The organism is Microcoleus sp. D3_18_C4 (assembly GCF_036702355.1).
Classification (GTDB): domain Bacteria; phylum Cyanobacteriota; class Cyanobacteriia; order Cyanobacteriales; family Microcoleaceae; genus Microcoleus.
The window spans coordinates 25,567-38,465 of the sequence record NZ_JAUBTF010000018.1 but is presented as its reverse complement, the minus strand read 5'-3'; the positions used below and the strand labels follow the sequence as shown (position 1 = coordinate 38,465).

The window sequence follows — 12,899 nt, the reverse complement described above, 5'->3', positions numbered from 1 at the left end:
CCGTAGTTAACAGTTAATTAACTGTTGACATACCAGTTTGTGAGCCGCCAACCGGCAAAATTTTAGGAAAGCATTAGAATATATGGAAACTCACATCAAGCACTTCTAGTGTCCTCACCTTGGTTTCTTGGCACGGGATCAAGTTGAGAGCCGAGATTTTTGGTTAAGAAAGCGAGTTTCTCAGGTATTATCGAGAATGGTGCTCTGGGCGTGAGTGGAAACAGACTACCATGTTGCTAAGTTTAGCTGTGGTGGGAATCTCCAGGTCGGAAAAAAGATGAGCTATTGCCTCAATCCCCATTGCCAAAAGCCGCAGAATGCTGACTCAACCAATTTTTGTCTGGCCTGCGGCTCTAAATTGCTACTGAAAGAGCGTTACCGCGCCATTCAACCTATCGGTGAAGGAACATTTGGCAGAACTTTTTTAGCTGTCGATGAAGATAGGTTGAAAACTCCCTGCGCCATCAAACAATTTTTCCCCCAAGTTCAAGAAAAAGCTGAATTAGAAAAGGCAAGTGCACTGTTCAAACAAGAAGCTCACCGACTGCACGAACTCGGAGAGCACCCGCAGATTCCAAGTTTGCTGGCTTCTTTTGAACAAGCCAAACGTCTGTATCTTGTGGAAGAGTTAATCGAGGGAAATAATTTGTTTCAGGAGTTGCAGCAGCGGGGAGCTTTTAGCGAGGAACAGATTTGGGAATTGTTGATCAATTTGTTGCCTGTTTTGCAATTTGTTCACGAGCAGCAGGTGATTCATCGAGATATTAAGCCGGAAAATATTGTGCGGAGAACTCCCCAAACCTTGTGGGCTGCGGCGGGATACAGCACCTCAACTCCTGGTAAAGGAAAAGGAGGGGCAAATTTACCTCAATCTTCTGCTGGTATGAAAGGGCTAATTGTGGCTGAATCTCCTGCTGTACAGGGGAAGGCCAGGGGGGGTCAGTTTGTGCTAGTAGATTTTGGAGTTGCTAAGCACATTACCGGCCTTTCTGAGGCGCAAACTGGGACGATAACTGGAACGGCAGGCTATGCGCCGATCGAACAAATTCGCAGCGGCAAGGCTTATCCGGCGAGCGACCTTTACAGTTTGGGCGTTACCTGCATTCACCTGCTAACTGGGGCGGTATTGAAGGATTTGTTCGATGCTTTGGAATGCAAATGGATTTGGCGATCGCACTTGGCGCAAAAAGGCATAAAAGTCAGCCAAAAATTAGCAACTATTTTGAATAAATTGCTCAAAGATTCGGTAAGAGAGCGATATCAATCCGCTGCTGAAGTGTTGCAAGACTTGGTAAATGTTGGGCAATATCCCCGCTCTCAAATCAGTTATAATTCCCCAACAAAAATAGCTATTAATTCGCCAGTAACTAACTCGCAGCCAAATACAGCAACCGCCGTCTCGGCCGCGCCGCCCCAGAAGATTCATGTTGTGCCATCCGCTGATCCGAGATTATTGTCCTCTAATAACTGGCGGTGCGATCGCATTCTCCAAGGCCATTCAGCCCCGGTTAATGCTGTGGTTATTAATCCTCAAGGCAATATCCTCGCTAGCGCCAGCGACGATAAAACAATTAAGCTGTGGAACCTGCAGACAGGTGAATTCATCCATACTTTTTTCGGCCATTCCGCAACGGTTGATGCTGTGGCAATCAGCCCAGACGGAAGAATGATGGTTAGCGGCAGTTTTGACAGAAAAGTTATTGAGTGGAAGCTGGATAAAAAGGCGATGATTCGCGAATTTTATAGCGATTTTGGTTCGCCGTACAGTCACCGCTACGGCTCAGTGTACTCGGTGGCTTTTAGTTGCGACTCTGGAGCGATTGCGAGTGCCAGCGGCGACCAGAGTATTAAATTGTGGAACCAGCGCAACGGAGAATTGGTTCAAAAGCTTTCGGGACATTCTGATAAGGTTTTATCTGTTAGTTTTCGCCCTCAAAGTATGATGCTGGCCAGCGGCAGTGCTGACACAACTATCAAGATGTGGCTGGTAGGTGTTGGGGAGAGTGTACGGACTTTTGTGGGTCATTCAGATTGGGTTTATGCGATCGCATTTAGTCAAGATGGAAAGACGATTGTCAGTGGAAGTGCCGACGCTACTGTTAAATTGTGGAATGCCGATACAGGGGAATTGATTAATACTTTGAGGGGGCATTCTGATGCGGTAATTTCGGTGGCGATTAGTCCAGATCGCGAAACTATGGCTAGCGGCAGTCGAGACGGTACGGTTAAACTCTGGAACCTGGAAACAGGAGAATGTTTGTCCTCTCTTGCTGGGTGCAATCCGGTGGCTTTTAGTCCTGACGGTCAAACTTTAGTCACCGGTGGGGATGGCGGCGAAGTGTTAATTTGGCGGGCGTCTGTTTAGTTGGGCGAGATAATTGACATACTTGTGAAGGCGATCGGTGTCAGTGTCAAGTAAGCGACTCGCCCAAGAATGTACATTAAGTTGCGATCGCATTTCTCGAAACACCGCAGCATCCCCGCGATTGTGTAGAGGAAAAACCCAAGCATCAAATCCAGCCGACTTGAGACGGCTAACAGTTCCCTCGCCATCTTGCACCCACAATTGAGGGTTAATCCGAAGGGGTTGACAGGAATATTCACCGACAACAATTCCGCCCACCGAAACGCTAGCACCTTCTCCACGATTGGAAAGTTCTTGTAAAATCGCTTTGAGAGAATTGAGTTTTTTCCCGTCTTGTACTTGCTGCGGTGTCAGCTTGACAATCACCATTTCTAAAACTTCGACAGGTTTTGTCGATCGTACAACGTTGACTGGTTCCGCCGCCCAAGAATTTTGTGTTTCCGGTTGCGCCGCCCAAGAGTTTTGTGTTTCCGGTTGCGCCGCCCAAGAGTTTTGTGTTTCCGGTTGAACCCTCTCGAATTCCTCTTCAACCTGTACTGTTTTAACGGGCTTTGCAGTGTCTACAATTATCTGAATTTCCTCGCCATCTTTCTCTATTTTTCCACTAATCAGTAAGATCGCATTCTCTACAATGTAAGGTTTCACTTGTTCGTAAGCCTTGGGGAACACCACAGCTTTTATTTGAGCTGTCAAATCTTCTAATTGCAAAATTGCCATCGAATCGCCTTTTTTTGTCACTACCATTTTGATAGCGCTGAGCATGACAATAACTGATACTTTCCCTTTTTTATTTGCTAACTGTTCGAGAGCCACAACATCGGGGTCTTCGTTTACTTGCATGAGAAACTTTAGGGGATGTTCTGACACATAAAAGCCAAGCAGTTCTTTTTCTAAACGCAATTTCTCTTGTTTTTCAAAATCTTTTACCGCTTTAGATTTGGGCGCAGACTCATAGGTATTGACCGACTTGCCAAAGCTATTCGCACCTAACAAGTCAAAAAGATTACCTTGGCCACTTTCTCGGTCTCTTTTGCGATCTTGCGCCCATTTGATCACCCCTTCGAGGTCGTGTACTAATTGATTGCGGTTGTGTTCAATTTTATCAAAAGCACCGCATTGAATTAATGCTTCTAAAGCGCGGCGGTTGACAGAATGGAGATTTACGCGATCGCACAAATCAGCCAGCGATTTAAACTTACCCCCTTCCTGGCGCGCCGCCAAAATATTTTCAATTGCCGCTTCTCCCACATTTTTAACAGCCGAAATTCCAAACAAAATTTTATCCTTTGCAGCTCCAGTCATCTGTTTCGGCATCGGTGTAAAAGTAAGTTCAGAGCTATTAACATCGGGCGGCTCAACCTCAATACCCAACTTGAGACAATTGGCAATATATTTCTGTACTTTATCCTGATCGCCCCTGTTAGCCGTCAGCAGTGCCGCCATGTATTCTAGAGGATAATTCGCCTTTAAATAGGCAGTTTGATACGTGATATACGCATAGGCCATTGAATGGGATTTATTAAAACAATATTCCGCGAATTGTAGCATCTGCGCGAACAACTTTTCAGCAATTCTTTGACTGACTCCATTCTTAGTTGCGCCGTCGATAAACGTTTCTTTTTGCTTCTGCATTTCATCAGCTTTCTTCTTGCCCATTGCGCGCCGCAGCAAGTCAGCTTGACCCAAAGAATAGCCCGCCAAATCTTGAGCCATCCGCATAATTTGCTCTTGAAAGCAAAGCGTTCCGTAAGTCTCTTTTAAAATCGGTTCTAATAGCGGATGATCATACTCAACTGTTTTACCGTGCTTGCAGTCAATAAACTGAGGAATCAAACCTGCATCCAGCGGGCCAGGTCGGTAAAGTGCCAAAATAGAAGAAATATCATCCAGACAGGAAGGTTTGAGTTTTTTCACTACATCCAGCATTCCAGATGATTCTAACTGAAAAATACCTTCTAAATCTCCTCTTTCTAAAAGTCTATATGTTTTATCTACATCATCGGGTAACTTTTTGATTCTGCCAAAAGTCTCTTGAGCTCGGCGCTCTATATCAGAAGGTAGCATTTCTGGATCGACAATTAGATTTTGGGTTTGCTTAATATAATCAACAGTTTTCTGGAGCGTTGTTAAATTTTTCAATCCCAAAAAGTCCATTTTCAGCAGCCCCAAAAATTCCAAATCTTCCATGAAATATTGGGTAATCACAGCACCCTCATTATTCTTCTGTAGCGGTACAATTTCATCCAACGGCTCTGAAGAAATTACCACACCTGCCGCGTGAACACCATAGGTTTTGTTGGTTCCTTCAATGCGAATTGCCATGTCAATCCACTGACGAACGGGGACTTCAGTACCAGTTTCTGCATTTATGCAAATTGTATTTTCATAGTTGTCTTTAAATTCCTGTGCAGGTGTGTCATCGGAAATCATCACTTTAAGTTTTTCCGGTTTTCCCCGCGACACGGGAATCATTTTTGCCATTTCGTCTGCTTTTTTGTAGGGAATACCTAACACTCTGGCAACATCTTTCAAGACAGCTTTTGATGTCATTCTGTTGAAAGTAATAATTTGCGCTACGCGCTCGCTACCATATTTTTCAGTAACGTATTTAATCATGTCGTCCCGCCTTTCTATGCAGAAATCGCTATCAATATCTGGCATAGATTTCCGTTCGGGATTGAGAAATCGCTCGAATAGTAGTCCGTGGTGTACGGGGTCTATATTGGTAATTTTGAGTACGTAGGCAACTAGAGAACCTGCGGCAGAACCGCGTCCTGGCCCTACTGGGATATCGTTATCTCTAGCATATTTTATGTAGTCCCAAACTACTAAGAAATATTCCGAAAAGCCCATCTGCTGAAGCATTTTCAGTTCGTATTCTAGTCTCTGTTTGTAGACTGGGGGGATTTCATTTCTGGTGCGGGCTTTGAGGCGTTCTAACAGTCCCAGCCAGGATATTTCTTCTACATAAGTATCGGCTGTATGTTCTGGGGGAATCGGAATTGTGGGAATTCGAGCTTCTCCTGTGAGCTCGTATCTCGATACTTTATTTGCGACCTCTAGGGTATTTTCGATCGCCTCTTTGATCGTTTCATCATCCAAATGGTCTCGAAACAGTTGCGCCATCTCCTCTGCGGACTTAAGATATTCAGTACCGCTGTAGCGCATCCGCTTGTCTTCTTCAATCAGTTTGTTGGTGTTAATGCACAGTAAAGCATCGTGTGCTTCTACGTCGTTGCAGGAAATATAGTGAGAATCATTGGTGGCAATTATTTTAATTTTGAGTTCGCGGGCAATTTTAACGATTTCAACATTAACAATCCGGTCTTCCGGGGAACCGTGGTCTTGAATTTCTATATAGTAATCTTCCCCAAATACTTCTTTATACCAACTGGCGACTTCACGGGCAGCATCTAGCTTGTTTTGCAGAATCATTTGGGGAACTTCGCCACCCAAACAAGCACTGGTAACAATTAAACCTTCGGAGTATTGTTTTAGCAGTTCCTTGTTGATGCAGGGGCGGGCAAAAATACCTCTTTCTGGCATTCCCTTTAAGTGGGAAATTGTGGTTAGTTTGACGAGGTTTTTATAACCTTGGGTATTTTTAGCTAAAACAACTTGATGGTATTTTCTTCTACCTCGAACTTTTACTTCAATATCGCCGTTGACGACATACATTTCATTGCCAATAATCGGCTTAATATTTTTATTTCGGCAAACTTTGATGAGCTCGATCGCCCCGTACATCACCCCGTGGTCTGTAAGGGCGATCGCGGGCATCCCCAATTCCACCGCCCGTTCTGCGAGCTGTTGTAGCTGAGAAGCCCCATCTAGCAAGCTATAATCGCTGTGAATGTGCAAACCAACGAAAGACATAGGGATTTAAAATATAAGATTTGAGAATTTAGATTTTACACCATCGGCGTGTCAAAGGGTAAAATAAAAAACAAAATTTTATATCACTTTTGAGCTGGTTTGGGTTGCGGGTCTGATCTAGCAGCGCATCAGTTCGCCTCCGCTGTGTTTGTTAACAATTATCAATTGTTGAGTTACGAGTTAAAAGTTATGCGTTAAAATATTGACTGCTAGAGTTAAGCATTTGCTGTGATTTTTTAAGTGCAAAACAAGGTAATTAAATGCTGCACAATTATCAACTAGCTCTCGAACAAATTCCCCCACTCGCTCAAACTATTGGCGATCAGTTTAGCAGTTTGCCTCAAGTTGTAGCCATCGTTTTAGCAGGTTCTCGAACAACTATAGTTACGGATGAGTCATCGGATTTTGATTTTTACGTGTATGTTAAAGAGGAAATTCCTGTTGACATACGGGAGGCAATAGCGAGACAATTTTCCGATCGCATTTCAATCAACAATCAATTTTGGGAACCCGGGGACGAGTGGATAGATATTAACACTGGCTGCGGTATAGATATTATGTACCGCAGGCCCGAATGGATCGAAGAAGAACTCGATCGCGTCCTGGTCAAACATCAAGCATCAGTAGGTTATTCAACCTGTTTTTGGTGGAACGTTCTCACCTCAGTATCATTGTATGACAGAGACGGTTGGTTTCAGCAATTTCAAGCCAAGGTCGATCGACCTTATCCAGAACAACTTCGTCAAGCGATAATTGCCAAAAATTATCCGATTTTGCGCCACCAGATTTTTTCATTTCGCCACCAGCTAGAATCCGCGGTTTTGCGCCGCGATTCAGTAAGTATTATCCATCGAACAGCCGCTTTTTTAGGCAGTTATTTTGATATTGTTTTTGCTATTAATTCTATCCCTCATCCGGGCGAAAAGCGTCTGGTAGAAAGGGCAACAGCTTTGTGTTCAAAATTGCCGGAAGATTTGGAAAGCCAAATTCATAGTCTAACTAATTCTGTTTCGTTACCTGCAGGCGATCGCCAAATTTTACATTGTCTTGATGGACTGGTTGACAGTCTCGATCGATTGTTGATTGAGGCAGGTTTAATTGCTACTAATTCTCTCGCTAACTAGGTAAGTGCCACAAAACAATAGTTTCATATCCTAGGGTTAGCAGTGTGCACCTCCCTAAATAGCGATCGAACTTTTACAAACTTGCTTGTTGCAAATAACGCTCCAAGTCTTTCACTCGTTCTTGTGTCACCCTCGCTCTGCAATAACCGTAGGTAGAAGCAGCCAAAGTTCCCCCTTCAAACTGCCCCATTTCATAATTGCAAGATTCATCTCTAAACTTGAGCCAACTACGCTGTGCTACTATCAATCTTTGCTTTTGTTTGCTGTTGAGTTTCGGCTGAAGTTGCTGATATACTTGATTGAGTTTTCTGTCTGCTGCCTGAAACTCTTGACTGGAACACGCATTCTGCTCCTGTGTAGTTTGAGGACTTTTGCAGTTGGGCTGTTGGGCGAGTTGCAAGGAAGTGTTGCTGGCTTTGCTGGGAAGCAAAAATCCGGCTGTTAACAACAGCGAACTCGCGGCTAATTTGACCCAAATAGTGATTTTTTTCAAAATATTTACCTCTTTTTCAATCTTTAATTTTTTCGGGTTGAGCCGATCGCCAAATCCACCAAGCCGCCGCCCACAAAGTAAAATTGCCGAAGAGAGTCATCGCCGCTTGCAGGGTAACGATCCATTCTAGGGCTGGGGAGTTGTCAAAATAGTGCCATGTACAGGCACACATAGCGCTGACGAGAGCGGGCAGCATTCCGGCGGAAAGGGCCCACCAAGCTCGGTTTTGAGTGACTTCGCCGTAAGTCCAAATTAACCAGATGGCGGCAATCCACTCGACGACGCTAGAGACGTGAATAATCCAGGTGGGAATTGACAAAGCGTGCATTTTTTGTATTGTGAACGAAGATGAAAGATTTATCGATCGGGACTTACGCAACGGTTATATAAAGTATGATGAGTCAGTCGATTTTAGATTTTAGATTTTAGATTTTAGATTTACTCCACAGATGAATCTTGGAGCTTGAGCTTTGGTCTAAAATTTTAGGAGCATCCACGAGTTAAGTCGGGGCTTGTACCTGTTTTTGGGCTGGTCATACAATTTTAGATTAGCGATTCGAGATTTTATTAGATTTGCGATTTGAGCTGACTGATGACGTAAAGCCTTGAAGCTTGATGACAGTAGCATTTTTTTGGTAGTAGGATCAAATCTCAAATATCAAAAAAATCTAAAATCTAAAATCTAAAATCTAAAATACTTAGATTCTCCATCACAAACAAACAAAAGAGTAGAAATGCGAGCAATTTTGTGCGGCTATTACGGTAAAGGCAACGGCGGCGACGAGGCGCTGTTGGCATCGCTACTGCAAATGTTACCAGATGGCGTGACGCCGATCGTCCTGTCTGGCAATCCTGTCGAGACAAATCAGCGGTACGGGGTAGCTGCGCGCGATCGTATGAATGCCTTCCAAGTTCTCGAAGCACTCCGCACATCCGACGCGCTAATTTGGGGCGGCGGTAGTTTAATCCAAGACGCTACTAGCATTGCGAGCCCTTTCTATTATGGGGGTTTGATGGGATTAGCGCAGCGGATGGGCTTAAAAACTGTTGCCTGGGCTCAGGGAATTGGGCCTTTGAAGCGCGAAATGACTCGCAAGTTATCTCAGCGCTGTTTTGCTGGATGCACCGGCGTCAGCGTGCGGGATAAAGGCTCAGCTACTTTACTTGCAGATTGGCAAATTCCCTTTACTTTAGCGCCCGATCCTGTGTGGGCTTTGGAGAACTCGCCCGTGTCGGGTTTATGGGATTTACCTGCGCCCAGAGTAGCTGTTTGTTTGCGTTCTCATTCTACACTAACTCCCGCCCGTTTGTCAATCTTAACTCAAGCTTTAGTTGACTTTCAAAAAGCAACTCGCACCTTAATTTTGCTGCTGCCTTTTCAAGCATCTCACGACTTAGAAATTGCCCAACATTTGCACGAAGCCCTGCCGAAAAGGAGCCGCATCCTGAGTTTAGACGATCCGAGAAAATTGAAAGGAGTGTTCCGGGGAGTCGAAATGGCGATCGGGATGCGCTACCACAGTTTAATTATGGCAGCATCGGAAGAATGCCGCTGTTTTGCCCTCAGCTACGACCCGAAAGTCAGCCAATTAATGGAAGAGCTAGAAATGCCGGGATACTTATTATCAGAATTGCCAGACGATCCTTATTTAATCAGCAAAACCTGGATCGAACACTATGCTAACGGCGACGCCTTATCGTCAGACAGGATAAAATTTATAGTAGGGCGATCGCTCTTTCACCGCGAAGTATTGCAAACTGCACTCCAGTAATCTCATTTAGAGGTGAAATACAATGACAATCAGTACAGCCGACTTAAAAATTACCTGGGAAAAATTGCCAGACGACTTCATTTTAGACGAGGAACCTGTGGAAAATATCGACCAACCCTTGCTCGCTGCAGCCTTGCGGGAAATCTTAGAAATCGCAGGGCTAATTATAACAGGAATATTAGTTGCCCCAAACATGGGAATTTGCGCTACATTAAACGGCAAGCTAGTAATCAAAGCTCCAGATTGGTTTTATGCCCGCAACGTACAACCGCTTTCTAGTCAAGAAATTCGCCGCAGTTACACTCCCAACTTAGAAGGAGACATTCCGGCGATCGTGATGGAATTTTTGTCAGCTACTCCCAACGATGAATATTCTAGTAAACAAACTTATCCGCCTGGAAAATGGTATTTTTACGAGCAAATATTGCGAGTGCCAATCTATGCACTTTTTGAACCTGCCACGGGAGTGTTAGAAGTCTACCACTTGGATTCATCAGGAAAGTATGAAGTACAACCACCCGATGCTTTCGGTCGTTATTGGATTTCAGGAGTTGGGTTATTTCTGGGTGTTTGGCAGGGAACAAAAGCCGAAAGAACCGGATATTGGTTGCGGTGGTGGGATGAGAGCGGAGAGATGTTATTGTGGGGAGTAGAGATGGTAGAAAGGGAAAGGCAAGAAATAGAAATTGTTCAACATCGAGCTGAACAAGAACGAGAACGGGCCGATCGACTAGCCGCCCAATTAAGAGCAGCAGGCATGGAACCAGAGGCCTAATGCAATAATGAGCAGTTTAAAATTGTCTCTCTGTAATTTAAGATTGCTCATTAATTAAAAAGTATTGAACAACATCGCAAAAATCAATATTTATCTGCGTAAATCCACGTTCATCTGCCTTCATCAGCGGTTAAAAATTACATTCAGGAGACAGCAAAATTGGCAAGAGTAAGAGTGCGGGAACACGTCAATCCCCTATCAATTAGATATCAAGCATCTGCAAGTCCCCCGGATTGGACTAAAATCTATGCCGACTTAAATTTACCGCTGCATTTAGATATCGGCTGCGGCAGAGGAAGGTTTTTGTGGCATATGGCGCAAATCCAAACAGACTGGAATTTTCTAGGATTAGAAATTCGGGAACCTCTGGTAGAGGAGGCGAATCTTTGGCGGGACGAAAAAGGATTGACAAATTTGCACTATTTGTTTTGCAATGCGAATAGTTCCCTAAAGCCAATTTTAGAAACTTTACCCGCAGGTATTTTGCAGCGAGTTAGCATTCAATTTCCCGATCCGTGGTTCAAGAAAAAGCACCACAAACGGCGGGTGGTGCAGCAAGAATTAGTCAACGAATTGGCAACTTATCTGGCAATTGGCGGCGAAGTTTTTATCCAGTCAGATATTGAGGAAGTAGAAAGGGAAATGTGCGATCGCTTTTCATCTCACCCTAGTTTTAAACGTCAAAATGGGGGGGAATGGCTAGCAGAAAATCCCCTACCTGTTGCTACTGAAAGAGAAATTGCTACTCTGAAACGGGGCGAACCAGTTTATCGAGCACTGTATCAAAAATAATGCTCGCTTTTGCCAACTCACCTTTGTCATAAATGTTATAACTTACATCTTGCACCTTTGTTAGGAACAGGCAAGATGCCTGTTCCACAAAACTTAATTTTCTTGTGGAACGGGCCGGAGATCCCGTTAACAAAAGAATTATTTCTAACTTAAACCCAAGACGGCAGCCACATCCTAATTTTCCATTCCATTTGCGACAAAGGCAGTCCCAAATAGATAGGCATCCAGAAAATAAAAGCGCCCAAAACCAGAAAAATAATTGTTACCCCCATCCCTCGGAGTCGAGTTTGAGGGCTGTGCAGCCACCTGTCAGTCCACCAAGCAAGTGCTAAGGCTGCAAACACAGAACAGCCCATATAATGGTACAAAAATATGCAGCGAGTCACCTTCACCCAAGGCAGCAAATTAGCGGCCCAATTAACTATTAAATATAACGCCAGCCACATTTCAGCAGTCGGCGGAAACAAAATCGGCCGCTGCTGTTCTATCGTGTCAACATCAGCCTCGCTGCGCGTTTGCAGCCACACTAAAATCCGGTGAATTAAAACTCCTATTACTAGCACTAAAGCTAAGGTTGACAGCCACCAAAGGAAGGGATTTCCCATTGCGTGAACGTCAAAAATTACCTCAGTTGCACGTTCAGGTAAAGGCGGCAAAACCGGATCGGGTTGGGCATTGTTGCTAGCTTTTTTGAAGAAGTAAACTATCGGGCGCAGCATCAACGGCCAACTGTACCATGTGGAACAGTAAGGATGCACATCTGGGCCGCTTTTAATCCGCTGGTGATAAGTCAAAATTTCCGTTTGCATCTGCCAGAAATTGGGAGTTGGATTAAAGTGCAGGTGAGGAATCCAAGAGATGCTATAAACTAAAATAGGAATAATAGCTAGACTTAAGCAGAGTTCTATAAAATTGAGTTTAGTCAGTTTTTGTACGGGACTTTCGGCAGGAATTAAAGGCGAATCTACCTCGCGGCTTTGTTCTTCATTTCCTCTGTTACCCTGGATAAAACGAACTGCCCAAGCACAGATTAAAATTAGATAAGTACCGAAAAGAAACCATAATCCGTTCCATTTGATAGCCGCAGATGCGCCGAAACCTATTCCGGCGAGTACCAGCCCAAGCCAGCGCTTTTTGCCTTCTGCTTCTACCGCTTTTAAAATAAATAACTGACCTAAAATTCCAAATAAAACTAGATAAATGTTGTTCAGCGCGTAGCGAGACTCAACTAAAAACAGACCGTCGCAAGCGATCAATAAAGCAGCAATAAAAGCAAAGGTGCGGCGCGGAACTAGCTGATAAGCCAGGGCTCCCACAACTAGCGGAATAAAGGAACCTGTAAGAGCATTCAGCCAGCGGTAATCCCAAGGAGAAAGCAGGGAACCAGCCATACTGTTGACGGCTGTTTTTCCGAAGGGAAGGTGAGTGCCGATCCAAATGCCGATCGCAATTATGTACTGGCTCAGAGGCGGGTGAGCGTTGAAAAAAGGAGTTTTGGTGAGATAATCGTTGGCAAATTTAGCGTAGTAAACCTCGTCAAATACTAAAGTGTTAAATCGCTCCAGTTCCCAAAAGCGTAGTGTTAAGGATAGGAGGAACACAGCCAACATTCCTAAGCAAAAAACTAAAGTATATCTGTTGAAGTGTTTTTTGTGGATTTTCATAAAACAGCAGTAAATAGTAAATGCTAGATTTGAGGGCG

Annotated in this window: 9 protein-coding genes; 5 read left to right on the top strand and 4 right to left on the bottom strand. The window is 44.2% G+C overall.

Going from position 1 to position 12,899, the window contains the following annotated elements; all coding sequences use genetic code 11:
* Positions 1 to 277 precede the first annotated feature (277 nt).
* Positions 278 to 2,365 carry a protein kinase domain-containing protein gene (locus QUA90_RS11655; protein ID WP_333445580.1) on the top strand — a complete coding sequence of 696 codons (2,088 nt, stop codon included), beginning with the start codon at positions 278 to 280 and terminating at the stop codon, positions 2,363 to 2,365.
* On the opposite strand, the gene QUA90_RS11650 is transcribed toward QUA90_RS11655, so the two are convergent.
* Positions 2,342 to 6,241: a DNA polymerase III subunit alpha gene (locus tag QUA90_RS11650; RefSeq protein WP_333445578.1), complete on the bottom strand. Its 3,900-nt coding sequence runs from the start codon at positions 6,239 to 6,241 to the stop codon at positions 2,342 to 2,344. The two genes, QUA90_RS11655 and QUA90_RS11650, sit on opposite strands and share 24 nt — an antisense overlap.
* A 260-nt stretch (positions 6,242 to 6,501) precedes the next feature.
* Here QUA90_RS11650 and QUA90_RS11645 point away from each other — a divergent pair, with 260 nt between their 5' ends.
* The gene (locus tag QUA90_RS11645) at positions 6,502 to 7,365 is read left to right on the top strand and encodes a DUF4037 domain-containing protein (protein ID WP_333445576.1); all 864 of its coding nucleotides are present in this window, start codon (positions 6,502 to 6,504) and stop codon (positions 7,363 to 7,365) included.
* A gap of 73 nt (positions 7,366 to 7,438) precedes the next feature.
* On the opposite strand, the gene QUA90_RS11640 is transcribed toward QUA90_RS11645, so the two are convergent.
* Positions 7,439 to 7,858 (bottom strand): lysozyme inhibitor LprI family protein, encoded by a 420-nt coding sequence (locus QUA90_RS11640; protein WP_333384782.1) that lies wholly within the window; start codon positions 7,856 to 7,858, stop codon positions 7,439 to 7,441.
* 16 nt (positions 7,859 to 7,874) lie between these two features.
* Positions 7,875 to 8,186 (bottom strand): DUF2499 domain-containing protein, encoded by a 312-nt coding sequence (locus QUA90_RS11635; protein ID WP_333154630.1) that lies wholly within the window; start codon positions 8,184 to 8,186, stop codon positions 7,875 to 7,877.
* Between the two features lie 406 nt (positions 8,187 to 8,592).
* On the opposite strand from QUA90_RS11635, the gene csaB reads away from it, so the two are divergent.
* The 3 genes from csaB (at position 8,593) to trmB (ending at position 11,197) form a co-directional block, all read left to right on the top strand.
* A complete protein-coding gene (gene csaB, locus QUA90_RS11630; protein WP_333445574.1) occupies positions 8,593 to 9,630 on the top strand; it encodes a polysaccharide pyruvyl transferase CsaB in 1,038 nt (345 codons plus the stop codon).
* A 22-nt stretch (positions 9,631 to 9,652) separates the two neighbouring features.
* A complete protein-coding gene (locus QUA90_RS11625; protein WP_333322049.1) occupies positions 9,653 to 10,405 on the top strand; it encodes a Uma2 family endonuclease in 753 nt (250 codons plus the stop codon).
* Positions 10,406 to 10,564: 159 nt separating this feature from the next.
* Entirely contained in the window at positions 10,565 to 11,197 is a 633-nt protein-coding gene (gene trmB / locus QUA90_RS11620) for a tRNA (guanosine(46)-N7)-methyltransferase TrmB (RefSeq protein WP_333135951.1), read from the top strand.
* Positions 11,198 to 11,346: 149 nt separating this feature from the next.
* Here the strand turns inward: trmB and QUA90_RS11615 are convergent, their stop codons facing one another.
* Complete coding sequence (locus tag QUA90_RS11615; protein ID WP_333445572.1) at positions 11,347 to 12,861, bottom strand: phospholipid carrier-dependent glycosyltransferase; 1,515 nt, start codon at positions 12,859 to 12,861, stop codon at positions 11,347 to 11,349.
* Positions 12,862 to 12,899: the final 38 nt, after the last annotated feature.